The organism is Wenzhouxiangella indolica, assembly GCF_042310355.1.
GTDB lineage: Bacteria > Pseudomonadota > Gammaproteobacteria > Xanthomonadales > Wenzhouxiangellaceae > Wenzhouxiangella.
The window spans coordinates 40288-65102 of the sequence record NZ_JBHJMR010000001.1 but is presented as its reverse complement, the minus strand read 5'-3'; the positions used below and the strand labels follow the sequence as shown (position 1 = coordinate 65102).

Annotated in this window: 17 protein-coding genes; 8 read left to right on the top strand and 9 right to left on the bottom strand. The window is 65.9% G+C overall.

Annotated elements, in window-relative coordinates:
- The first annotated feature begins 81 nt into the window (after window positions 1-81).
- Window positions 82-1086, top strand: coding sequence for a class 1 fructose-bisphosphatase (locus tag ACDC67_RS00240; protein ID WP_376689831.1), 1005 nt, complete (start codon window positions 82-84; stop codon window positions 1084-1086).
- Window positions 1087-1168: 82 nt separating this feature from the next.
- On the opposite strand, the gene ACDC67_RS00235 is transcribed toward ACDC67_RS00240, so the two are convergent.
- The 4 genes from ACDC67_RS00235 to ACDC67_RS00220 form a co-directional block, all read right to left on the bottom strand.
- Window positions 1169-2623 carry a bifunctional 2-methylcitrate dehydratase/aconitate hydratase gene (locus ACDC67_RS00235; RefSeq protein ID WP_376689830.1) on the bottom strand — a complete coding sequence of 485 codons (1455 nt, stop codon included), beginning with the start codon at window positions 2621-2623 and terminating at the stop codon, window positions 1169-1171.
- 156 nt (window positions 2624-2779) lie between these two features.
- Window positions 2780-4417 (bottom strand): fatty acid CoA ligase family protein, encoded by a 1638-nt coding sequence (locus ACDC67_RS00230; RefSeq protein ID WP_376689829.1) that lies wholly within the window; start codon window positions 4415-4417, stop codon window positions 2780-2782.
- A gap of 187 nt (window positions 4418-4604) precedes the next feature.
- Window positions 4605-5492: an alpha/beta fold hydrolase gene (locus ACDC67_RS00225; RefSeq protein WP_376689828.1), complete on the bottom strand. Its 888-nt coding sequence runs from the start codon at window positions 5490-5492 to the stop codon at window positions 4605-4607.
- Between the two features lie 94 nt (window positions 5493-5586).
- Window positions 5587-6603 (bottom strand): 3-oxoacyl-ACP synthase III, encoded by a 1017-nt coding sequence (locus ACDC67_RS00220; RefSeq protein WP_376689827.1) that lies wholly within the window; start codon window positions 6601-6603, stop codon window positions 5587-5589.
- 90 nt (window positions 6604-6693) lie between these two features.
- On the opposite strand from ACDC67_RS00220, the gene ACDC67_RS00215 reads away from it, so the two are divergent.
- A complete protein-coding gene (locus ACDC67_RS00215; protein WP_376689826.1) occupies window positions 6694-8013 on the top strand; it encodes a flavohemoglobin expression-modulating QEGLA motif protein in 1320 nt (439 codons plus the stop codon).
- 355 nt (window positions 8014-8368) lie between these two features.
- On the opposite strand, the gene ACDC67_RS00210 is transcribed toward ACDC67_RS00215, so the two are convergent.
- Both ACDC67_RS00210 and ACDC67_RS00205 read right to left on the bottom strand, forming a co-directional pair.
- Complete coding sequence (locus ACDC67_RS00210) at window positions 8369-11704, bottom strand: hybrid sensor histidine kinase/response regulator (protein ID WP_376689825.1); 3336 nt, start codon at window positions 11702-11704, stop codon at window positions 8369-8371.
- Between the two features lie 159 nt (window positions 11705-11863).
- Window positions 11864-14272 (bottom strand): TonB-dependent receptor, encoded by a 2409-nt coding sequence (locus tag ACDC67_RS00205; protein WP_376689824.1) that lies wholly within the window; start codon window positions 14270-14272, stop codon window positions 11864-11866.
- Between the two features lie 178 nt (window positions 14273-14450).
- Here ACDC67_RS00205 and ACDC67_RS00200 point away from each other — a divergent pair, with 178 nt between their 5' ends.
- The 6 genes from ACDC67_RS00200 to ubiB all read left to right on the top strand — a co-directional run bounded on the left by ACDC67_RS00200 (window position 14451) and on the right by ubiB (window position 21101).
- Window positions 14451-15764, top strand: a complete 1314-nt coding sequence (locus tag ACDC67_RS00200; RefSeq protein ID WP_376689823.1) for a GntP family permease — start codon at window positions 14451-14453, stop codon at window positions 15762-15764.
- 189 nt (window positions 15765-15953) lie between these two features.
- Window positions 15954-17546, top strand: coding sequence for an AbgT family transporter (locus ACDC67_RS00195; RefSeq protein WP_376689822.1), 1593 nt, complete (start codon window positions 15954-15956; stop codon window positions 17544-17546).
- A complete protein-coding gene (locus ACDC67_RS00190; protein WP_376689821.1) occupies window positions 17543-17893 on the top strand; it encodes a gamma-butyrobetaine hydroxylase family protein in 351 nt (116 codons plus the stop codon). Before ACDC67_RS00195 ends, ACDC67_RS00190 begins: the two co-directional genes overlap by 4 nt.
- A 220-nt stretch (window positions 17894-18113) precedes the next feature.
- On the top strand, window positions 18114-18839 hold the full coding sequence (locus ACDC67_RS00185; protein ID WP_376689820.1) for a class I SAM-dependent methyltransferase: 726 nt from the start codon (window positions 18114-18116) through the stop codon (window positions 18837-18839).
- 4 nt (window positions 18840-18843) lie between these two features.
- Complete coding sequence (locus ACDC67_RS00180; protein ID WP_376689819.1) at window positions 18844-19455, top strand: ubiquinone biosynthesis accessory factor UbiJ; 612 nt, start codon at window positions 18844-18846, stop codon at window positions 19453-19455.
- Window positions 19452-21101 carry a 2-polyprenylphenol 6-hydroxylase gene (gene ubiB, locus ACDC67_RS00175; protein ID WP_376689818.1) on the top strand — a complete coding sequence of 550 codons (1650 nt, stop codon included), beginning with the start codon at window positions 19452-19454 and terminating at the stop codon, window positions 21099-21101. The genes ACDC67_RS00180 and ubiB overlap by 4 nt, the downstream gene beginning before the upstream one ends.
- Window position 21102: 1 nt before the next feature.
- On the opposite strand, the gene pgaD is transcribed toward ubiB, so the two are convergent.
- From pgaD to pgaA, 3 genes are read right to left on the bottom strand one after another with little or no spacing between them, the layout of a single operon-like run.
- A complete protein-coding gene (gene pgaD / locus ACDC67_RS00170) occupies window positions 21103-21609 on the bottom strand; it encodes a poly-beta-1,6-N-acetyl-D-glucosamine biosynthesis protein PgaD (RefSeq protein WP_376689817.1) in 507 nt (168 codons plus the stop codon).
- Window positions 21606-22877, bottom strand: coding sequence for a poly-beta-1,6-N-acetyl-D-glucosamine synthase (pgaC, locus tag ACDC67_RS00165; protein ID WP_376689816.1), 1272 nt, complete (start codon window positions 22875-22877; stop codon window positions 21606-21608). The genes pgaD and pgaC overlap by 4 nt, the downstream gene beginning before the upstream one ends.
- Window positions 22878-22916: 39 nt before the next feature.
- Window positions 22917-24725, bottom strand: coding sequence for a poly-beta-1,6 N-acetyl-D-glucosamine export porin PgaA (gene pgaA / locus ACDC67_RS00160; RefSeq protein ID WP_376689815.1), 1809 nt, complete (start codon window positions 24723-24725; stop codon window positions 22917-22919).
- Window positions 24726-24815: the final 90 nt, after the last annotated feature.

The window sequence follows — 24815 nt, the reverse complement described above, 5'->3', positions numbered from 1 at the left end:
ATGCAGCTGACTAGTGGGCCACCGGCCGGAGTTCAGCTAGAATGTCGCGCTGGATCCAGCCAAACCAACTCCGGATACAGCATGCGCATCGGCACCACCCTGACCCATTACATCATCCGCAATCAGCGCGAAATCGAAGGCGCCAGCGGTACCTTCACCGGGCTGCTCAACGACATCTGCGTGGCCTGCAAGAAGATCGCCGCGCTCGTCGACAAGGGCGCGCTGGTCAACGTGCTCGGCAGCGCCGAAAGCGAAAACGTCCAGGGCGAACAGCAGAAGAAGCTCGACGTGATCTCCAACGAAATCATGATCGAGGCGCTGGAGCACAACGGGCATATCGCCGCGCTGGCCTCGGAGGAAATGGAGGGCATTCACCCGATGACGGCCGAACGCCGCGGCCGCTACCTGCTGCTCTGCGACCCGCTCGACGGTTCCTCGAACATCGACGTCAACGTCTCGGTCGGCACGATCTTTTCCATTTTGCGCGCGCCCGAAGATGCCGCAGAACCCACCGAAGCCGACTTTCTCCGCCCCGGCACCGAGCAGGTCGCCGCCGGCTACTGCCTCTACGGCCCCTCGGCCATGATGGTCCTGACCACCGGCGAAGGCGTGAGCATGTTCACCCTCGACCGCGACATCGGCGAGTTCCTGCTCACGCGCGAGAACGTCACCATCGACGCCGACACGAAGGAGTTCGCCATCAACGCCTCGTACCAGCGTCACTGGGACGAACCGATCAAACGCTACATCGACGAGTGCCTGGCCGGCGAGGAGGGCCCCCGGGGCAAGAACTTCAACATGCGCTGGGTCGCCTCCATGGTCGCCGAGGTGCATCGCATCCTGACCCGCGGCGGGATCTTCATGTACCCCTGCGACAAGCGCATCCGCGCCGAGGGCAAGGCCGGCAAGCTACGCCTGATGTACGAGGCCAACCCCATGGCCATGATCGTCGAGCAGGCCGGCGGCGCAGCCACCGACGGCACGCAGCGCATCCTCGAGATCGCTCCGGACGAGCTGCACCAGCGCGTACCGGTGATCCTCGGCTCGCGCAACGAGGTCGAGCGCGTGAGTGGCTATCACGCCTGAAGACGCACCGTTCCCGGCGCGCCGGACAACGAAAAAGGCCGCCCGGGGGCGGCCTTTCTCGCTCAGAGAGACGACGCGAAGATCACTCCAGCGACCACAGCGCCGTGAACTTCGGCACCGGCATGGCCTTGAGTGAATCGAACTGCCCGGTCGCCTGCATGATGGCGCCGGCCTGGCGGGCCGACAGCTGACCGGCGACGGCGCGCTCGAACTTGTCTTCCAGCAGCGGGATGCCTTCTTCGCGGCGGCGGCGGTGGCCGACGGGATAGTCGATCGAGACCTTCTCGGTGCTCGAGCCATCCTTGAAGAACACCTGCACCGAGTTGCCGATGGCGCGCTTGTCGGCGTCGAAGTACTCCTCGGTAAACCGCGGGTTTTCCTTCACGGTCATCTTCTCGCGCAGCTCGTCGATGCGCGCATCGGCGGCCACCTCGTCGCGGTAGGAATCGGCCGTCAGCTCACCGAAGATCAGCGGCACGGCAACCATGTACTGCAGGCAGTGATCACGGTCGGCGTAGTTGTTCAAGGGGCCGGTCTTGTCGATGATGCGGCAGCCCGCCTCCTGGGTCTCGAGCTCGATGCGTTCGATCTCGTCAATGCGACCGGCGACTTCTTCGTGCAGCTTGTAGGCGCACTCCACGGCGGTCTGGGCGTGGAACTCGGCCGGGAAGGAGATCTTGAACAGCACCTGCTCCATCACGTAGCTACCCAGTTCGCGCTCGAGCACCAGCTCGTTGCCCTTGAACAGCACGTCCTGGAAGCCCCAGCCCTTGGCGGTAAGCGCCGAGGGATAACCGATTTCGCCCTTGAGCGTGATCAGCGCCAGCTGCACCGCGCGGCGGCAGGCGTCACCCGCGGCCCAGCTCTTGCGCGGGCCCGTGTTGGGCGCGTGGCGGTAGGTTCTCAGCGCACCGCCGTCGATCCAGGCCTGGCTGACGGCGTTGACGACATCGTCGCGGTCGCCGCCGAGCATCTTCGTGACCACGGCGGTGGAGGCCACGCGCACCAGCAGTACGTGATCGAGGCCAACCCGGTTGAAGCTGTTCTTCAGCGCCAGGATGCCCTGGATCTCGTGAGCCTTGATCATGGCCTCGAGCACGGCCTCGATCTTGAGCGGCTCGCCGCCTTCGGCAATATTGCGACGCGAGACGTAGTCGGCCACGGCCAGGATGGCGCCCAGGTTGTCGGAGGGATGCCCCCACTCGGCCGCCAGCCAGGTGTCGTTGAAATCCAGATAGCGCACCAGCACACCGATATTGAAGGCGGCCTGGACGGGATCGAGCTTGTAGGGCGTGCCCGGCACGCGCGCGCCGGATTCGAGCTCCATGCCCGGAACGACGGGACCGAGCAGCTTGACGCACTCGGGAAACTTCAGCGCCAGCATCGAGCAGGCCAGGGAATCCTTGAGGCAATAGTGCGCCGTTTCCCAGGCTTCTTTTGAAGTGATTTCATAATCGACGACGTAGTCGGCGATGTCCTGGATCAGCTGGTCGGGGTCCGGGCGCGTCGCCGAACGAATATCGATCTCGCCACTCATGGGTGGGGCTCCTGATGGGTGTGGGTCAAACGGGCTATTTTAAGGCACTGAACCCAGGCAGGCGGCGGTTTGACCCACAAATTCGAAATTCGAAACGGTCACTGGTGCGGGAGGAGCCTGTTTCGGATTCGGTGCTTCGAATTTCGAATTTGCTTTTCACCCGGCTGCCCACTCGGCCAGTTCCCTCCGGCGGATCTTGGCATTGTGGCGGATGTCGACGGGGAAGGACTCCTTGAACAGCACGCGCCGGATTTCGCGGGTGAGCCAGTGGCGCGAGAGGACCTCGCGCACGGCGGCCTCGACGACGGCCTGGTCAGCGTCTACCTCGGGCTCGATGACGATCACCGGTTCCTGCCGGCCTTTTTCGCCGACGCCGACCAGCGCCGAGCGGAACACGCCCTCGACGGCGTTGACCGGGCCCTCGACGCATTCGGTGAACAGCGTGCCCTCGGGTGTGACCACGCGCTCGGACTTGCGGCCACAGAACCACAGCCGCCCCGCGTCGTCCATCCAGCCCAGGTCGCCCATGCGGTGCCAGACGCGACCCTGGCTGTCGGTCATCTTGGCCTCGCGGGTCTGGCGCTCGCGCTTGAAATAGGTATCGGTGACCGTGGGACCGGCCACGCAGATCTCGCCAATATCACCGTCGGCGACTTCTCCCGCGTACTCGGTCAGGTCGATCGGCTGGTCGGAAACCGGAATGATGCGCACCTCGTTGGCGGCCAGCGGCCGACCGATGCAGATGCCCTTGCCGGATCGATTGCCGTCGGAGAGTTCGCCGACCAGCTCGCGCCCGGCCATGGTGGCCACCGGCAGGGCCTCGGTCGCGCCGTAGGGGGTGTGGATATCCGACCAGGGGTCGAGGGCTGAGTGCATGCGCTCGATCACCGCCGGCGGCACCGGCGCGCCGGCCGACAGCGCGCGCTTGACGCCCGGAATGCGGATAGCGTGCTTCTCCATGTGGCGGCTGAGCGTATTCATCAGCGCCGGTGAGCCGAACAGGTGGGTCACGCCATAGGTTTCGATCAGGCTGACCAGCATGTCCGGGTCGGCCTTGGCCGGTCGCGTGAAGTCCATGATCGGGATGACCGAGGTCATGCCCAGCGCCGGATCGAACAGGGCGAACGGCGGAAAGGTCGGCAGATCGACCTCGCCGGGCTCGACCCCGAAGGTCTCGCGCAGCAACTCGACCTGGGCGGCGAACATGCGGTGGCGGTAGACCACGCCCTTTGGAATACCGGTCGAGCCGGAGGTGAACAGGATGGCCGCCTCGTCTTCGGCGCCGACCTCGGGAGCCGCGAAATCCTCGATGCGCGCCGACAGCAAATCGGAATATTTCAGGCCCCGCCAGAACGGCCGCGGACCGACGGTGATCGTCTGCCGGATGCTGCCGCGCGCCCAGCCGAAGACCATGCGTGCGATCTGCGCTCGAGTGACCCCGATGAACACCTCGGGCTCGGCCTCGGCCAGACAGGTCTTGAGGGGTTTGAGCCCGATGCCCGGATCGATCAGCACCGGCACGGCGCCGGCCTTGAACAGGGCAAAGAACAGGGCGAAGAATTCCAGCGAGGGCGGCACCATGAAAGCCGCGCGGGTGCCTTTGCCGATACCCTTCGCCTGCAGCCCGGCGGCCAGCCGGTCGGTCAGTTCGTTGAGCTGGCGATAGGTCCAGCGCCGGTCGACCCAGCCGTCGGCCGATCGTTTCGTCGGCAGGATCAGCGCAATCGCCTCCGGCTGAGCCTCGGCCTGCCGGGTCAGGGCGTGGGCGATGTTGATTTGCTGTTCAGGGGCCATGATTCCACAAAAAATCAAAATCTAATTGTCCACAGATGAACACAGATAAACACAGATAGAACAAGAAAACTCGAACCAGAACACCCTGAAAGAAACCCTTTATCTCAGAAGATCCGGCTATTCCGTCAGGTTCCTTCTTTTAGATCTATATCTGTGTTCATCTGTGTTCATCTGTGGACAAAGCTTTTTACTGACCGAGAAACTGCCGAATACCAGCTACGACCCGCTCCGGCGCGTCTTCGAGGACGTAGTGACCGGCGTTTTCGAGGTACTCGATCTCGGCCTGCGGCCAGGTCTTGCGCCAGATATCGAGCACGCGGTCGTCGAAGACGAAGTCCTTGCCGCCCCAGATGAACTTGATCGGCTTGTCGGCCAGGCGGTCGAGATGCTTCTCGGTTTCGGCCAGTACCGGCCAGGCCTTGTCGGATGCCTTGAGGGGAATGTCCTGCACGAAGCGCAGCGTGGCCAGGCGACTCTTCGGGCCATCGCGGTACGGCGCGGTCAGGCCCTGCGCGACCTGGCGTTCCAGCTTGCCGGTGGTCGCCATCTTCACGGCCAGGCCGGAAAAGGCGTTGAAGCGGTTGACCAGGAAACCACCCAGGCCGGTTCGGGCGAACTTCAGCGCCATCGGCAGGCTTTCGTCCTCGGGGATGGTAAAGGCCCAGGTATTGAGCAGCACGATGCGCCGAACGCGCTCAGGGTTCTGCACCGCCCAGGCCATCGCGATCGCCCCGCCCCAGTCGTGCACCACCAGATCGATCTCGCGCTCGGGCTCGACCTCGTCGAGCCAGTGGCCCAGGTCGGCCACGCGGCTGGCCATTGTATAGTCGTAGACCGACTCGTCGGGCCGGTCGGAAAGTCCCATACCGACGTGATCGAGCGCCAGGCAGCGGCAGTCTCCCTTCAAGGCGGTGATGACATTGCGGTAGTAGAACGACCAGGTCGGATTACCGTGCACCATCACTACCGGCTGACCTTCCAGCGGCCCCTCGTCCACGTAGTGCATGCGGTGGCCGGCGGACTGGAGATGGTAGTGGCTTTCGAAGGGAAAGAGTTTTTCGGATCCCACGGGCATTCGCTTGCCTTTGTTGGCTAGTTTGCTGGTTGGCTAGTTGGCTGGTTCCGGCAACAACAAGCTAACCAGCCAACCAGATAACAAGCCAACGCGTTTACCAGACCACCTCGGCCATGCAGCAGTTCAGTCCGGAACCAATCCCCATAAGGGCAATCTTGTCGCCACGCTGAACGCGGTTTTCGTCGACGATCTTGCTCAGCACCGTCGGGATGGAAGCGGGGCCGATATTGCCGAATTTCGGGAAGATGCGGTAGACGCGTTCGGGTTCGACGCCGAAGGCGCGGATGAAGGCTTCGGTGTGGACGCGTGAGACCTGGTGAATGACCACGTGATCGAGCTCGTTGGCGACCCAGCCGAGCACCTGGCGGGCGGTGGAATAAGTCACGCCGGCGAGCTTCATGCCCTCGCGCAGTAGGCTTTTCGTGTCGGTCCACATCTGGTGATTGTAGCCGCGGCAGAGGTTGTTGAACTCGGTCGCCGCGCGCGAGACCCCGCCCTTGTACTGGTGACCGTCGGGTTCGAGATCGCCGCGCGACATGATCATGGCCGCGGCGCCGGAGCCCAGGGTCAGGCTGGCGAACTCGCTCTTGAACTGCTTGCGCGTGACCTTGGGCTGGAGCAGGCGCTCGATCGTGGTGTCGTTGATCTCGCGGCTGTTCTCGGCATTGACGATCAGGGCGTAGTCGATCTCGCCGCGGTCGAGCATGTGCGCGGCGATGTTCATGCCGTTGATGAAGGCCAGGCAGGCATTACCCACGTCGAAGCTTTCACAGGTATTGGCCAGCTTGAGATTGCCGTGCACCATGCAGGCCGTCGACGGCTCGAGAAAATCGCGCGACACCGATGTATTGATCAGGATGCCGACCCGGTCGGGATCGATGTCGGCCCGCGCCAGCGCCTTTTCGGCGGCCATGGTCGCCGCCTGGGAAGGCATGACGCCCTCGTCCCAGAAGCGACGCTCCTCGATACCGGCCAGGTCGATCAACGGGTTGCCCCGCACGTGCAGCTTCTTGAGGGTGGGTTCGAGGCGGTCGCGAGTTTCGGCACTCGTGATCGTGTGCGGGGCATCCACCGAGGCCACCGACTTGATGACGACATTGTCAAACAGCATTGATTTCTATCCTGGCCGCGTTGTAGGGCAGTTCGTGAAGTTAACAGGTTATTATAGCCTGAAAATGCGGTCGAAACCCTTCACCAGACTGTGACTCCCCTGTCCCCCGTCGCTGACCGGATCACGCGCGCGGCCGCGGCCCTGCGCGAAGCCGAACAACCACTGCGCATTCTCGGGCTGCTGGCCTGGCCGCTCGAGGTGCGCGAACGCTTCCTCGCGCGCGGCGGCCGCGAGCTGCCGCAGGTGGACTACCCGGCCGTCGAAACCGCCGCCGTGCACAACGCCCTTCAGCGCGCCCGCCCCCTGATCGCCGAGAGCGGACCGGCGCGCGAATGGCTCGAGCGCATCGCGCAACGCCTGGGCCTGGCCGCCCGCATGCTCGAACACATCGGCACCCCGGACTTCTTCGCCGCCTCGCGAGAGCTCTACGGAAGCCCCGGGGAGGCGCTTCCTGACTCCAACGACAGCCCCCTGCAGCTGGCGCGCCGACTGCACGAGGTGATCGACCGACTCGACCACCTCGACCTGGGCGCGCCCGACGACGCCAGCGCCACCGACGAAGACGTCGCCCGCCGAATGCGCGCGGCCGCGACGCGATTTTTCGGAGACGACGCACCCGAGGTGGAAATCGTCGATCAGCTCTCGGCCAACGCAACCGCCGGGGCCGACCGCATCCGCATCCGCGCCGGCGCCCGTTTCACCGACCGCGACGTCGAGCAGCTCATTCACCACGAAGCCGGCATCCACGTCGCGACCGCGCTCAACGGGCGCGCCCAGACGGCGCTTCCCATCCTCGCCGCCAGCCATCCGGGCACCACGCGCACCCAGGAAGGCCTGGCCGTGTTCGCCGAGTTCATCACCGGCGGCATGGACGTCGATCGGCTCAAGCGCCTGGCCGACCGCGTCCTGGCCATCCAGATGGCCGTCGACGGCGCGGATTTCGTCGAGGTCTACCGGCACTTCCTCGAGCAGGGCCGCATCGCCGCGGCACGGCAGGCCGTTGCACCGACCGACGGGGAACTGCAGCGCACCGCCTTCGAGCAGGCCCGCCGGGTCTTCCGCGGCGGCGTGCTCGGCGGCGGCGCGCCGTTCACCAAGGACGTGGTCTACCTCGACGGCCTGTTGCGGGTGCACGACTTCCTGCGCTCGGTGGTCGCCGCCGGCCGGGCCGACGTGCTGCAGCTGCTGTTCTGCGGCAAGCTGGCGCTGGCCGACATGCCGGTGCTGTGCGAGCTCGCCGAGATGGGGCTGCTCAAGGCACCGAAGTTCCTGCCCCGCTGGGCCGCCGACCGCCGCTTCCTGGTCGCCTACCTGGCCTACTCCGGCTTTCTCGGGCGCGTTCGGATGGGACGCGTGCACGAGCGATACGCTGAAGTACTGGCGACCGCGCCAGTGGCGAGGTTTTCTTGAGCTTGGCAAAGCCGGTTGGTATAAGCACCAATTACCAATTACCAATTACCAATTTTCAAACAATTTTCGAAGGACCGAATTTTCAATGACCGAAACGGTCATGGAGCCAAAGTGGTCCGTCTGTGGACATGGTCAGGTACAGGCATCGTGTTGCAAGGTCCGTTCGGGTCGATCCGGTCGGGGACAGCGGCAAATCCCGTGACCTGGCCAGGGTTCCGTTTGGGCTCATTGGAATTTTGGTCATTGGAATTTGTTTGAAAATTGGTGCTTGAAATTTGGAATTTTCAAGCTCGAACCATGACCTGAAGACCGGGGATTTACGGACCCCAATCGAGGACTCCACCCCCGACTCCGGTCACCCTCCTCGTCGCCGGCGCGGCATCATTCGCGTCATCAGCGAACGCAGCGCCAGGGGACGGATCGGCTTGTGCAGGAACTCGCAGCCGGCCCGCCGGGCCGCCTGCCGTACTTCGGCGGCGTGATCGGCGCTGATCAGGATCGCCGGGCGCCGGCAGCCGGCCTCGCGCAGGGCATCGAGCAACTCCAGGCCGGTGTGCCCCTCGTCGAGATGAAAATCGACCACCAGCAGCTCCGGCTCGAAACGCTCGGCCGCCGCCAGGGCCTGCTCGGTATTGCTGGCCACGCGGACTTCGAAGCCCCAGCCCGACACCAGCGTATCCAGGGAGCCGAGCATGGCCGCCTCGTTGTCGACGATGAGCACGCGCCCCGAACCCGGCTCGGAACGGTCCTGCTGACGGCCGGGCGCCGCCCGCTCGGCTTGCGCGCGCGGCACGTAGACCCCGAACATGGTGCCCCGGCCAGGCTGGCTGGCCAGTTCGATCTCGTGGTCGAGCAGCCGCGCCATGCGCTCGGCGATGGCCAGGCCCAGCCCCAGGCCCGGCGCGTGCTGGCGATCGTCCAGGCGGCGGAACTCCTCGAAGATGACCGCCTGGTCCTCGGCGCCAATGCCCGGCCCGGTATCCCAGACCCCGATGAGCACGCGATCACCGCGCCGTCGGCAGCCGATGAGCACCCGCCCCTTGCGGGTATAGCGCACGGCGTTGGAAAGGAAGTTCTGCAGGATTCGCCGCAGCAACTGCGGGTCGGTCTCCACCCACAGCCCGGTCTCCACACAGGCGAGTTTCAGGCCGCGTTCGCTCGCCAGCACCGAGAACTCGCCCTGCAGCTGCGAGAACAGCTCGCCCAGCGGGAAACGGCTGAGCCGGGGCTCCATACCGCCCGCGTCCAGGCGTGAGATATCGAGCAGCCCCTCGATCAGGTCTTCGGTCGCGCCCAGCGCACCCGAGATCTGGGCCAGCGACTGGCGCGATCGCGCGTCTGAGACGCGCCCCGCGAGGGCGTGGGTGAGTAGCTGGGCGGCATTGAGCGGCTGGACCAGGTCGTGGCTGACCGCCGCCAGGAAACGCGTCTTTGCCTCGCTGGCGCGCTCGGCTTCCACCTTGGCCTGCTCGAGTTCACCGGTGCGCGCGACGACGCGCTGCTCCAGAGTTTCGTTGATGCGCCGAAGTTCTTCCTCGGCGTTGCGGAAAGCGGTCACGTCGGTGAAGGTCGCCACGAAGCCGCCGCCGGGCATCGGGTTGCCCCGGATCTCGATGATGCGCCCGTCGGGCCAGGGACGCTCGATGCGGTGACGCGTCCCGGCGCGCTTGTGGGCCAGACGGCGCTGGATCTTGCGTTCGATGTCGCCGCCGCCCATCAGGCCGGACTCGGCGTTGTGGCGCAACAGGTCGGCGACCGGACGGCCGACCCGGATCAACTCCTCCGGATAATCGAACAGCGCCAGGTAAGCGCTGTTCCAGGCCACCAGGCGCATGTCGCGATCGACCACGCACACCCCCTGGCTCATGTTTTCCAGCGCACCGGACAGGACCTCTCGGCTGAAGCGCGCCTGCTCGGCGGCCTGCCCGACCAGGTCGGCGACGGTGTCCAGCGGCGCCGGGGTGCGCCGACGCGCGGCATCCAGCAGCAGCCGCGCCGAGGCCGAACCGACCACAGCGGCCAGTTCGTGTTCGAGGCGGGCGGCCATCGCGCGGGCATCGCGGCGTTCGGCGAAAAGCGACTCCAGGCGCGCTTCGGGCAGAAATCGCTCGGCCAGGCGATAGAGAATATCCGGGCGCATCGGGTCTTCTTCGTCGGCGTCCTGCCCCGGCGCGGGACCGAGCCGAACCCCGAGCAGCGTCACGATCAGGTTGACCGCCAGGCTGGCCACCACCGCCCGGGTCAGGGGCGCGAACGCCTCCATGCCGAACAGGTTCTCCGGCGCCAGCCAGGTCAGGCCGAGCGGCCCGGTGCTCATCCAGTCGGCCTGGGCGCCGAAACCGGTCAGCAACAGCGGCAGGAACAGCACATAGGCCCAGACGCCCACGCCGGCAACGATGCCGGCCAGGATCGCGCGCGCCGACAGGCCCGGCCGGTAGACGGCCAGGATCACCGCCGGGCCGAGCTGCGCCAGCCCCGAGAAGGACAGCGCCCCGATATCGGCCAGGGCGTCAGCGACCCCGATCGAGCGACTGTAGACGTAGGCCAGCAACAGCACGACGACGATGCCCAGCCGGCGTTGCTGGCGCACGGGGATACCCAGCTCGCTGACCCGGCCCCAGTGCCGATTGAGCAGTGCCGGCGTCAGCCAGTGATTGCCGATCATGATCGACAGGGTCAGGCTGGCGAGGATGACCATCGAGGTCGCGGCACTGAGCCCGCCCAGGAAGGCCAGCAGCGCCAGGCCCTGCTGCCCCTCGCTCAGCGGCAGCATCAGCACGTACAGGTCGGGCGCGACCACGCCTTCGAGCAGCGCATTGCCGGCGCGCGCCAACGGCAGGATCGGCAGGCTGATCAGCACCAGGAACAGCGGAAACAACCAGCGCGCCGTGCGCAGGTGGCGCTCCTGGCGGCACTCGACCACGCCGATATGGAACTGGTGCGGCAGCGTGAACATGGCCAGCGCTCCGAGCAGCATGAGCGTCAGGAAGGAGTCGAGCCCGGAAAACTCCGGCGAGGGCGCGCGCTCGGCAAAATCGCCCGGCCCGGAGAACAGGCCGAAGATCACGAAGCCGCCCAAGGCCAGCATGGCGGCCAGCTTGAGCAGGGATTCGAATCCCATGGCCAGCACCAGGCCGCGGTTGTGCTCGGTCGCCGCCGCCCGGCGCGTGCCGAAGAGCATGGCGAACACGGCCATGATGATCGCCGCGTACAGGGCGAGATCCTGCCAGGCAGCCGACTCGCCGGCGGCAACCCGGCCGTGCACGGCCTCAAAGCTCATGGCCACCGCTTGCAGCTGAAGCGAAATGTAGGGAACGATGCCGATGACCGCGACCCCGGTCACCGCGGCGGCCAGCATCGACGATTTACCGAAGCGCGTGGCGATGAAGTCGGCGATGCTCGTGGCATTGGTGGCCTTGCTCAGCGCCACCAGGCGACGCAGGAAGGGAAAGAAGACCACGAACAGGACAATGGTGCCGATAAAGGTCGGCGGTATGGGCCAGCCCGAGCGGGCCGCCTGCGTGGTGGTGCCGTAGAACGTCCAGGCCGTGCAGTAGACCGCCAGGGACAGGGAATAGACAACCGGCCAGAGCTTTTGCCAGCGCGTTTGCGAGCGCTCGCCGAATAGCGCGACGGCAAACAGCAGGCCCAGCCAGGCCAGCCCGGCGGCAACGAGCGTCAGCGTCGACACGGCTCGTTATGGAAAGAAAAGGGAGCGTTCATGGGCAACAGTTTAAAGACTCTGGCAATCAACGGGCTTCCAGCAACTCAACGGTTTCGGTGATTCAGATAAAAGAAGGGCCGGCAACCGCAGGACGGTTCCGGCCCAAAGAGGAGAGTCAAGCAATGATCAGAAGTTGATGGTGCCGGTCAGCGTGACTGTGCGCGGCGGCCCGTAGAAGGCATTCATCACGCCTTCCAGGCCCAGCGTCGAGGCGCTGCCGTCGGGCGTGGCGAACACGTAGCCGGACGTCTTGTACTGCTCGTCGCTGAGGTTACGCCCGTGCAATCCGATCTCGTAGCGACCGTCGCTGCGCTTCCAGACCAGGTGCAGGTCGTAGAGCGAGTAGGCCTCCTGGTCGAGGAACTGCGAGGGCACTTCGAACTGGTTGGTCTCGCCGCGGTAGGACCAGGCGCCGATGACCGAGAACAGGCCGTCATTGCCGAACAGGTCCATGGGCACGTCGTAGCGCAGGTTCCAGTGGCCGGTCCAGTCCGGCGTGTTCTGGAACACGCGCTCGTCGGATACGTCCTCCAGCGCGGTCTCGCCGGTCGCCGGGTTGGTCACCGAAGTGACGAACTCGTCGTAGTCGGCATCGATGTAGCCCAGGGTCAGCATGCTGGTCAGCGCATCACCCGAGGTCGCCATGTTGCGCCCCAGCAGCGCGTTCGCTTCCAGCTCCACGCCCTGGACGGTGGCGGCGCCGGCGTTGGTCGTCACACCGGCAAAGGTATCGGAGACGCCGTCGCCGGTCGTGTCGACCCCGATCGAACCCGGCACCTGGATATCGGTGTAGTCGCTGTAGAAGAACGCCAGGCTGGTATTGACGCGGCCGTCGGCGAAGGAGGACTTGGCGCCGATCTCCCAGGTGTCGACCGTCTCGGGTTCGAAGCGCATGAATTCGAACACTTCGTCTTCACTGACGGTGCCGTCGCCGTTGAAGTCCGGCGCCGCGGTGGTCAGTCCGCGCGGGTCGAAACTGCCGCCCTTGAAGCCCTGGCTCCAGGACAGGTACAGGTTGTGCTGGGCGTTGGGCTGCCAGGCAATGCTGGCGCGCGGCGTGAACTCGGAGAAGGTGTCCGAGCCTTCGAAATCGGAGGTGGTCGCGATCACGACCGGATCCCCGCCGAAGTAGGAGGAGGCACCGAGCATGTTCTGGCGCAGCACGCGCGAGGAGCGCTTGTCGCTGGTATAGCGGCCGCCCAGGGAAAGCTCCAGGCCGGTGTCGAGATCGAACATGCCGGCCAGGTCGAAACTGGCATCGGCAAACGCCGACCAGGTCTCGGTATCGACATCACCCAGGGTAAAGGCGTTGAGCTGGGGTGCGCCGATCACCTCGCCGGTCTGGTACAGGCGGACGTCGAACGGGCCGAAGGCATTGGCGTCCAGGTAGTACAAGCCGGCCACGCCGGTGATGTTCTCGCCGCTGTAGTTGAGCTGGAATTCCTGGCTGAACTGCTCGTTCTCGTAGATCGTGGCCACGTCCAGGTCAACCGGCGGCAGCGCCTCGAAGTCGATCTGGTTGATGGTGTCGTCGGCGCGCCAGGCCGTGATGCTCTTGAACAGCCAGGAGGGATTGATGTCGTACTCGACCAGCAGGCTCAAGCCCTGCTGCTCGGTCTCGTTCTCGCCGGTGATGCCGCCGCGCGTGTCGTAGACATCGTCGAGCACGGGTGCGCCGGAGAACAGACCGGGGATCAGGCGATGCCCGCCGACGGGGTTGGAATCGTCCTTGTAGTAGTCACCGGCGAGGCGCACGAACAGGTTGTAGTTCGGCGTCCACTCCATGCTGGCGCGGGCGGCCATCACTTCCTTGTTGTAGTTCTCCGTGCCCAGCGTCAGGTTGTCGCCGAAACCGTCGCGATTGAACGTGGCCACGGCGCCGCCGATGGCCAGGCTGTCGCCGATCGGCGTCTCGCCCTTGACCACCAGGTCGGCCTGGGAATAGCTGCCCACGCTGGCGCGGACGCTGGCCGATGGCTGGCGACCGAGGCGTCGGGTTACGTACTTGACCGCGCCACCGATGGTGTTGCGACCGTAGAGCGTGCCCTGCGGACCGCGCAGCACCTCCACGCGCTCGACGTCGTAGATGTCGAGCACCGCCGCCTGGGGGCGATTGAGATAGACATCGTCGATATAGATGCCGACACCCGCCTCGAAGCCGGCGACCGGATCCTGCTGGCCGACGCCGCGAATGAAAGCGGTCAGCGTGTTGCTCGTGCCGCGCGAGACTTCCAGGGTGGTATTGGGCACGACCTGGTTGAGGTAGGTGATGTCCTGTGCGCCCGAGTCCTGCAGGCCTTCGCCGGTAATCGCGGTGACCGAGATCGGCACATCGCGCAGGTTCTCCGAACGGCGTCTCGCGGTGACTTCCAGGTTGCCCAGGTCGGTGGCCTCCTCGGCGGTTTCGTTTTCATTGTTGTCTTCGGATTGTTCGTCCTGGGCCGACACCCCGGCCGTCATGGCCAGTCCCAGCACGATCGCCAGGCTGAGCCTGGACAGCTTCAGCGATTTGTTGGACAGCTTCAGCGATTTCATTTGAACTCCCTTGTTACGAAGGCTTGCTCGCGGTTTCATGGCACTCCGGCTACTGGAGTGACCGACACGCCTTGCAGCCTAGACAAGCCGCCGATGACTGTAACTTGTACCTTGGTACAGTTACGCGCGGCACGGCGCCTTGCCAACATGGCCGCGAATTCAAGCGGAAGCACCCAACATGCTCAGCCTGATCGGCCTGCTCGGGGGACTGGCCCTGTTGATCGTACTCGTCATGCGCGGCATGAGCCTGTTCGTGGCCACGCCGCTGTGCGCTTTGCTGGTCGCGCTGACCAGCAACATCGCCCTGCTGCCGCCCCTGTCCGCCGAAGGCCAGGCCGACCTGATCACCCAGTACATGGACGGGTTCACGGGCTTCATCGCCTCGTGGTTCTTCGTTTTTCTGCTCGGCTCGCTGTTCGGCAAGCTGATGGAATCCTCCGGCGGCGCCGAGTCGGTCGCCCACTGGATCGTGCGCCGGCTGGGCACCAGGCAGGCCGCGCTGGCGGTGGTACTCGCCTGCGCGGTGCTGACCTACGGCGGGGTGAGCCTGTTCGTGGTCGCCTTCTCGGTCTACCCGATGGCGCTGGCCCTGTTCCGCGACGCCGACCTGCCGCGTCGCTTCATTCCCGCCACCCTGGCCTTCGGCTCGGTGACCTTCACCATGACCTCGGCCGGCTCGCCGGAAATCCAGAACTGGATTCCCATCGAGCACCTCGGCACCGGCCCGCTGGCGGCCTGGCAGGCCAGCCTGGTGGTCGCGATCTTCATGGCCACCACCGGCTACGTCTGGCTGCAGTGGATGCTCAAGCGCGCCGTCGAGCGCGGCGAGGTCTTCGAGGAGCGTGACGCCGACCCGGAAAGCGGACGCGACGACCTGCCGAACCCCGCCCTGTCGCTGATTCCGCTGATGCTCGTGCTGGGTTTTTCCTTCACCCTGCACGACCACCTGGGCATCTCGGCCTTGATCGTCGCCCTGCTGGCCGGCTGCATCGGTGCGGCCGCGATCAACCTGCGCAATCTTCATCAGCCGGGCGCGGCCCTGACCGAGGGCGGCGTCGGCGCGCTGATCGCCATCGGCAATACCGCGGCCGTAGTCGGCTTCGGTACGGTCGCCAAGGTCTCGCCGGCCTTCGACGCCGCCGTCGTCTGGGTCACCGGCCTGCCCGGCAACGGCCTGGTCAGCGCCGCCATCGCCGTGTCCGCCATCGCCGCCATGACCGGCTCGGCCTCCGGCGGCCAGGCGATCGCCCTCCCCATCCTGGGCCCGCACTACGTCGATGCCGGCGTCGATCCGGACCAGCTCCACCGCGTGGTCTCGATATCCTCGGGTGCGCTCGACTCCCTGCCGCACAACGGCTACGTGGTCACCACCATCCGCGCCATCTGCAACGAAACCCACTCGGCCGCCTACCCGGCCATGGGCGCGCTGACCGTCCTGATCCCGGTCGCCGGACTGATCCTGTGCCTGGGGCTGTTCGCGCTGGGGCTTTGAGGGGGACTAGGGACTAGGGACTAGGGACTAGGGACTAGGGACTAGGGACTAGCGAGAGTCTAGCTACAAATCCCTGGTTCCTAGTCCCTGGTCCCTAATCCCTGGTCCCTAGCCCCTCTCGACACCTTGCGCTATCATGCCGGGTCGCTGCCGCGGCGGCATTCCGGATCACACGCAGGGACTGACATCGTGAGCGATTACGACAATTCGGCGGCCGCGACCGCCCAGCGCAACTGGTTCACCCGCTTCCTGGACGTTGTCGAGTGGCTCGGCAACCTCCTGCCGCACCCGGTCACCCTGTTCGCCATCCTGGCCACCGCCATGGTGTTCCTGTCGGGTTTCTTCGGCTGGCTGGGCGTGAGCGTGGAAGACCCGCGGCCGAGTGCCGGCGTCGGCGCCACGATCGAGGCGGTCAGCCTGCTCAATGCCGAAGGCCTGCGACGGATCCTGGGCGGTCTGGTCGACAATTTCGTCAACTTCGCCCCGCTGGGCGTGGTGCTGGTGGCCATGCTCGGGGTCGGCGTGGCCGAGAAGTCGGGTCTGCTCTCCGCCCTGGTGCGCGGCATCGTGCTGTCGGCGCCGAAGCACGTGGTCACCGTCGCCGTCGTGTTCGCCGGCGTGCTCTCGAACACCGCCTCGGAGATGGGCTATGTCGTGCTGGTTCCGCTCGGCGGCGCCATTTTCCTGGCCCTGGGCCGTCATCCGCTCGCCGGCATGGCCGCCGCCTTCGCCGGCGTGTCGGGCGGCTACAGCGCCAACCTGCTGCTGGGCACCATCGATCCCCTGCTGGCCGGCATCACCGAGGAAGCCGCCCAGCTGATCGACCCCGGCTACACCGTCTACGCCACGGCGAGCTGGTATTTCATGATCGTGTCGACCTTCATGATCACCCTCATCGGCTCGCTGGTGACCATCTTCATCGTCGAGCCCAAGCTGGGTGAATACGACGATTCCAACGCTGACCCGTCTGTACTCGACAACAGCCAGATGCAGCCGCTGACCGGCTCGGAGAAAAAGGGCCTGGGCACCGCCTTGTTCGCGACCCTTGCCGTGCTGGCGCTGATCGCGCTGCTGGTCGTGCCCGAGAACGGCGTACTGCGTGACCCCGAGGCCGGCGGCGGCTTCCTCGAATCCTCCGGGCCCTTCTTCGACTCCATCGTGGCCTGGATCTTCGTGTTTTTCCTGGTCGTGGGCTTCGCCTACGGCAAGGTCGTGGGCACGATGAAGAACGACCGCGACGTCATCGACGGCATGGCGTCGGCCATCTCCACACTGGGGCTGTACGTGGTCCTGGTGTTCTTCGCCGCGCAGTTCGTGGCCTTTTTCGGATGGTCCAACCTCGGCCTGATCACGGCTGTGACCGGGGCCGACTTTCTCCAGAGTATCGGCCTGACCGGGCCGCTGGTGTTCGTGCTGTTCATCATCATGTGCGGAATCGTCAACCTGTCGCTGGGCTCGGCCTCGGCGCAGTGGGCGGTGACCGCACCGATCTTCGTGCCCATGCTGATGTTCATCGGCTATTCCCCCGAGGTCATCCAGACGGCCTACCGGATCGGTGACTCGACCACCAACATCATCACGCCGATGATGAGTTACTTCGGCCTGATCCTGGCCTGGGCGACGCGCTACGACAAGAAATTCGGCATCGGCACCCTGATCGCGACCATGCTGCCGTATTCGATCTTCTACTTCATCGGCTGGAGCCTGCTATTCCTGCTGTGGGTATTCGGCCTCGACCTGCCGGTCGGCCCGGGTTCACCCACCTATTACGAAGCGCCATGAGCGAGCGGCAGGCGGTCGACCTCAACTACGAGCGCGGCCGGCGCATACTGACCGTGACCTTCGACGACGGCGAGCAGTTCGAACTGCCGGCCGAGTACCTGCGCACCCACTCGCCCTCGGCCGAGGTGCGCGGCCACGGTTACTCGGAACCGAAGCTGATGACCGGCAAGGAAAACGTCGACATCAGCGCGATCGAGCCGATCGGCAGCTACGCGGTCCAGATCCGCTTCGACGACGGCCACGATTCTGGAATCTATTCATGGTCTTTCCTTTATGATCTGGGCAGTCGGATGGAAAGCAATCTGGCGCGTTACCGACAACGGCTCAAGGAAGCGGGAGTGGAATGAGGTTTCAGGTTTCAGGGTTCAGGGTTCAGGAAAACCAAGGCAGGCAGGTAGTCGGGTGCCACTCGGGCGTGCGCCGTTTTTGCCAGGCGCTGGCAGGCGCGCCTTGCTGTCAATCTGGCCCATGAGCCCGAATCCCGAGCCGCGAGTCCCGAGTCCCGAGTCCCGAGTCCCGAGTCCCGACCCCTGAAACCTGAAACCTGAAACCTGAAACCTTAATTTGATGACCGATTTCGGCTACCGCGAAGTATCCCCCGAAGAGAAGACGCAGCTCGTCGACCGCGTTTTCTCGTCGGTGGCGAAGCGCTACGACCTGATGAACGACTTGATGAGCCTGGGCATCCACCGGCTCTGGAAGCGGCATTTCGTGGCTTCCTGCGGCATCCGCCGGGGCCAGAGGTTGCTCGACCTGGCCGGCGGAACCGGCGACATTGCCAGGCTCGCGCACGAACGCGGCGCCGACGTGGTGGTCGCCGACATCAATCGCGAGATGCTGACGACCGGCCGCTCGCGCATGGACGACATCGGACTGGTACAGGGCCTGGAATGGCTGCAGGTCAATGCCGAGGCCCTGCCGTTTGCCTCCAATCACTTCGACCACCTGACCATCGCCTTCGGCCTGCGCAACGTCACCTGGCGCGACAAGGCCCTGGCCGAAATGCACCGGGTGCTGCGACCGGGCGGACGGGTGCACATCCTGGAATTCTCGAAGGTAGGCCTGCCGGCGCTGGCGATGGTCTACGACACCTGGTCATTCGAGGTACTGCCGCGACTGGGCGAGCGGATCGCCGGCGACGGCGAGAGTTACCAGTACCTGGCCGAGTCGATCCGGCGCTTCCCCGACCAGCCGGCCCTGGCCGAGCAGCTGCGCGATGCGGGTTTCGAGCGGGTGCGCTGGTCCAACCTTTCCGGCGGCATCTGCGCCATCCACCGGGGCGCAAAGGTCTGAGCCGATGACGCGCTACATGACCCCGTTGCCGGGCCTGTTGGCCGCCGGCGTCGAGCAGGCCATCGCGCGCGCGATCGCGCTGGACCCGGAAGCCTCGAGCCGGCTGCGACCGCTTCGCGACAAGCGGGTGAAGCTGGAACTGAAAGGCCTGGGCATCGACCTGTTCTTCCACGGCCGCGATGACGGCCTGGGCGTCAGCGCCGAGGACGAGGCCCGCCCGGACACCACCATCAGCGGCACACCCGTGGCCCTGCTGGCCATGACCGTGCCCGACTGGCGCGCGTCCGGCAGCGGCGTGCGCATCGAGGGCGAGGCCGGCACCGGCCAGGCCTTCGAGAAACTGCTCAAACAGCTCGACCCGGACTGGGAAGCGGTCTTCGTCGAGCGCTTCGGCCCGGTTGTCGGCCACCAGCTGTGGCGAATGCTGGGCGAGGCGCGCGCCGGCGCGCGCCACGTCTCGACCACAGCCGCCGAGCAGGCGGCGCGCTTCCTGCGCGAGGAATCCGGCCTGCTGGTCACGCGCGAGGAGGTCGACGAGTTCGTGAGCGAGGTCGACGAGCTGCGCGAAGCCACCGACCGGCTCGAAGCACGGCTGCGACGCCGGGGCCGGGCATGATTGCCCGCGGCATCCGGCTGACCAGCATCGCGCTGACCCTGGCGCGCTACCGGCTCGACGAGTTGCTGGTAGCCCTGCCGCCGCTGAAGTTCGCCCGGGCGATCCGTCTGCTGCCCTGGGGCCGGCGGCACGTGCGGCATCTCTCGCGCGGCGCGCGCCTGCGCCTTGCGCTGCAGGAGTTGGGGCCGATCTACGTCAAGTTCGGGCAGATTCTCTCGACCCGCCGCGACCTGCTGCCCGAGGACATCGCCGAGGACCTGGCCGGCCTGCAGGACGATGTTCCGCCCTTCCCGTCGGAACAGGCACGAGCGATCATCGAGCAGCAGCTCGGCGCGAGCATCGCCGAACTCTTCGACGCATTCGAGGATCGCCCCCTGGCCTCGGCCTCCATCGCCCAGGTCCACGCCGCACGGCTCGAAACCGGCGAGGAAGTCGTGGTCAAGGTGGTGCGCCCCGGCATCGAACGCCGCATTCGCCGCGACCTGGAGCTGTTGCGCGCGCTCGCCGGGCTGGTGCGCCGCTACCATCCCGAGGGCGAGCGCATTCGCCCCGACGACATCGTCTCGGAGTTCCAGCGCGTCATTTTCCGGGAGCTGGACATGAAGGCCGAGGCCGCCAGTGCCTCGCTGCTCAAGCGCAACTTCGAGGGCTCGCGCGATCTCTACATCCCGGCCATCCACTGGCGACTGACCGCCGCGCGCGTGCTCGTCATGGAACGCGTCGAGGGCGTTCCCGTCAAGGACATCGCCGAACTCAGACGGCGCGGCGTGAATCTCGAGCGCCTGGCCCGCCGCGGCATCCGGGTCTTCTACGGCCAGGTCTTTCGCGACAACCTGTTCCACGCCGACATGCATCCGGGCAACCTGCTCGTCGACACCACCCACCCGGAAGACCCGACCTGGATCGCGCTGGACTTCGGCATCGTCGAGAGCCTCACGCCGGAGGATCTCTACTACATCGGCGAAAACTTTCTCGCCATCTTCAATCGCGACTACCGGCGCGTGGCTGAACTGCATATCGAGGCCGGCTGGGTCCCGGCCGACACGCGTATCGACGAGCTCGCCGCGGCGGCCCGCACCGTCGGCGAGCCCAACTTCACGCGGCCGCTGGAAGAGGTCTCCTTCGCCGAAATGGTGATCGAGTTGTTCTCGGTCGCGCGCGCGTTCAAGCTGACCCTGCAACCGCAGCTGATCATGCTTCAGAAAACCCTGCTCAACATCGAGGGCATGGGGCGGGAACTCGACCCGCGCCTGAACATCTGGGACGTGGCCAAGCCGGAACTCGAAGCGATCTTCGCCGAGCGCTACGGCCTGCCGCGCACGGTCCGGCGCATGGCCAGGGAACTGCCGCGCTGGCTGTCGCGCTCACCGGAACTGCCGGGGCTGCTGCACGACTTTCTCGAGACCACCGGCAAGGGCCGGCTGCGCACCCGAATCGACTCCGAAGACCTGGAAAAACTGGCAGGCGAGCTCGGCCGCCACAACCGCCGCCTGCCCGGCGCCATCCTTGCCGCCGGCCTGCTGGTCGCCGGCGCGGTACTGGCGGGCTACCAGGTCGCGCCCTTGTGGGGCGGGCACTCGATTCCAGCCGCCGTGGCCGCGCTCGGCGGCCTGGTACTGGGCTGGCGCGCCTGGCGCTCGGCCTGAGTCAGCGCAGCGGCGCCTGGTATTCCGATGTCCTGGTTTCGCCGTCGACCTCGTGGCGGAAACTGGCATGTTCCAGCGCGCCGCCCTCCCCGAAGGTCAGCTTGATGGTCTTGGCCCGCTGAACCTGCTCGAGCATGTCAGCGTCGAGCTGGAATTTTTCCTGCATCATCTCGTTGCTGACCGGCGGCAGCGGGCGACGGCGATCCGGACCGCCGAAGCGAATCTGGTTGTAGCGCGACCAGCCGACGATCGTCAGGGCGGTCACGGCGACGACGATGGCGTAGCCGGTCAGCGTCAGCAGGTAGCCGCTTCGAACCGGGTCGAACATGTACTGGCGAAAGGACTCGATGCCGAACCACCACGCAGCGACGCTCAAAAGCGGCAGGAACAGGTAGAACCACATCAGCCAGGCCACGAAGGTGATGCCGGAGAACAGGGCACGGCGGGCCGGCGGCTGCAGGTCAGGCCGATAGATGATGTCTGGATGCTCGGGGACGTGCCGCGTCATGGCCGCACCCCCCGGTCGGGGCTGGTCCAGATGGCGCGCTCTCCGTGGCCCTTGACCAGGGCCTTGGGCACGGCCACCACGGTGGTCAACATGCTGATCACCCAGAACGCCAGCGGATACCAGATGACCCAGAAATAGACCCGCCACAGTCCTTTCTCGTAGCGGCTGTCGATGATCAGGCTAACGGCGAACTGCAGCAGGCAGGTCACGCCGAGCACGACCCCGTTCCACTGCGGCATGATCGTATCCACCCTCAGGGTCTCGGGCAGCGGCAGGAGGAGGCCCAGGAAGTAGAGCGCGAAGATGCTCGCCATCACGTAGGCCCAGATCACGCTGAGCGTGTACTCCATGACCACGCCCCACATGCGTCGCTGGCGCCATCGCAGGGCCTTGAGGCCATAGCGCAACAGCACTTCCACGCCGCCCTGCGCCCAGCGCAAGCGCTGTTTCCACAAGCCCCGCAGGGTCTCGGGCATCAGGATCCAGCACAGCGCATTGGGCTCGTAGCGCACGTCCCAGTGATCGGACTGCAGCAGCCAGGTCACGTCGATGTCCTCGGTGACCATGTCGGTGTTCCAGTAGCGGTTGCGATGCAGGGCGGCCTTGCGGAAGCCCGAGACCACGCCGGAGACGGTGAAGATGCGTCCGTAAATGCGCTGGGCGCGCTTGATCAGGCCGATGATCGACGAGAACTCGCCGACCTGCAGCCGACCGAGCATGGTCGATCGGTTGCGGATGCGGGGATTGCCCGTCACCGCGCCCACGCGCGGGCCGGTGATGAAGTGCCACATCATCCACTGCAGCGCCGTCTTGTTGAGCACCGCATCGCCGTCGACGCAGAACAGGAACTCGTGCCTGGAAGCCACGGCCGCGACGCGAAGCCCCATGGCCTTGCCCTGGTTGCTTTCGAAATGAATGACGCGAACATTGTCGTGGCGGGCGGCCAGCTCCTCGAGAATCTCGCCGGTGTCGTCCGTGCTGGCATCGTTGACGGCGATGATCTCGAAGTTGGGATAGGTCTGCTTGAGCAGCCATTCCATGGTCTCGCGCACCTGCGCGCCCTCGTTGTGGCACGGTAGCAGGATGGAACAGCCCGGATACTCGTCGAGCTCGGGCGGCTCTTCCGGGGTGCGCGAAATACGCCGCTCCCAGTGAAAGAAGTACCACAGCCCGCCGACCATCCACAGCCAGGCCATGAACAGCGGGTAGAAGAACGCGAAATTGAACAGCGCGGCCAGCAGGCCGGTGCTATCACCCCAGGACAACATCGATCTCTCCCCTTTTCATTTCATTCCTCGGCAGGCGCATCAGAACACCCCCCGCAGCCAGACCTGGCCGTCGATCCTCGATTCGCGATCACCGTCATAGACCCGGCTGGCCACGCCCAGGCCATAGTGGAAGAACCAGTGCTGGCTCAGCTGCCACAGGTGCTCGTAGCGGGCCAGGCCGATGGCATGCGTGCCGTGGTGCTTCTGCCAGTAGGCGCCGCCGCCGACGACAAAACGCTGCGTGAACGAATGCTCATAGCGGCGCCAGGTGAGCCAGTCGTGCTGGACCACGTAGGCCAGCGAGGCGTCCTCTTCGGGATTGAAGTAGGGGCCGCCGGTCCGGCTGGCGCGGGCGGCGTAGAGATCGAGCGTGCCGTCGGTTGTGTGGTAGGCGGACACGCGCAACCGGTGGTTCAACGAGGCCAGCACCGAGTCGCGCTCGTTGCCGTCGGAGATCGCCAGGCGCGATACGCCCAGCCTCAGGCCCAGCGACTCGTGCGCCTGCCAGCGCAGCGCCGCCTCGGCCTTCCAGCCGTCCAGGCCCTGCCCGCGCGCGCGCAGCGGCACGTCGGTCGAGAAGCTTTCGTAGCGGGTCGCCAGGCTCCAGTGGTCGTCGATCTGTAGATCCCAGCCGGCGGTGAAGCCGTCCTCGTCCGCGCCGTGGCGATTGCGGTGGAACTCGAGGTTGACTCGATGATCGCCCCGGCGGTAGTCGACGCCGACTCCCAGCCTGTCGTAATCAGCCTCGCCCTCGGGAAAGGTCGCATGGCTGTACTCGCTGCGCAGGTAGGGCTGCAGGTAAGGGCCGATCCAGGGCGCCGAAAGGCGCGTACGCAGGGCCCGATCGCGGCTGCCGAACTCACTCACCCCGTCGCTCTCGCCGTACTCCGCGTGGGCCGAGATCGCCCAGCGGTCGCGTGTTTGCCAGTCGGCGTAATCGCGCTGAACGTGTCGATCTTCGGGATGCTCGCGGTGGAGCGCCTCCAGGATCGCCCCGGCGGCCCGGTAGCGTCCGACATCGCGCAGAAGGGCGGCGTGCAGCAGGCGATTGTCCGTGCTGTCGGGATCCGAGGCGAGCAGGGGTTCGGTCAAATCGAGCGCTCGCCGACTCCAGCCGCGCCAGCGATAGATGGTGGCGAGGGACCGCGTGGCGGCCTGGCTTTCCGGGTGCTCGGCAACGACAGCCTCCAGCGCTTCCATGGCCTCGCTGAGGCGATTGGCGTAGCCGCGGCCCATGGCCGCGGTAATGCGCGCATCGCGCCGCAGGCGCGCATTATCGGCGAGGTCGGGGTGCCCGGCCAGACCGTCGATTGTCGCCAGCGCCGCGTCGAAGTCCTCTTGTTCGAGCTGCGCCCAGAACAGGGACTGGCGGGTTTCAATGCGCTCGGGCTGCTCGTCTAGCACCGCCAGGTAGAGTTCCGCGGCGCGTTCGGGTTCGCGCAGGTACAGCAAGGCATCGGCGGCGGCGACAGTGACATAGCTCGGCGGATCAAGTTCGTCTTCGAGTAGTGCTTCCCAGGCCGCGACGGCCTCGGCCATCGATTCGCGGGTGCGCAGGGCCACGACGCGATCGAACTGGCTGCGTCGGAACACTTCGCGGTCGGCACGCGGATGCTCGACGGCCGCATCGAGCAGCTCGAGCGCTTCGTCGATCAGCGCATTGCGTTCGGTGATTCGATCAGCGGCCGCGGCGGCGCGGATCTTCCCGGCCGCACGGTCGCCGAGCGCCGCCGGCGACGAGGGCCCGTCCCCTGCCGCGACCGCGGAAGTCAACGCGAGCATGGCCGCGCAGGCACATGAAAACGAAACCCGGCGCCAGAAGGCGCCGCGAGATTGCTCGGTAGGCAACGGTATTCCCCTTTTTGTTCGGTCTTGTTCCGTCGGCTTTTGGCCCCGAGCTGGAAATCGGGGGGGGGGGCGTCAGAAAACGTGATTTAT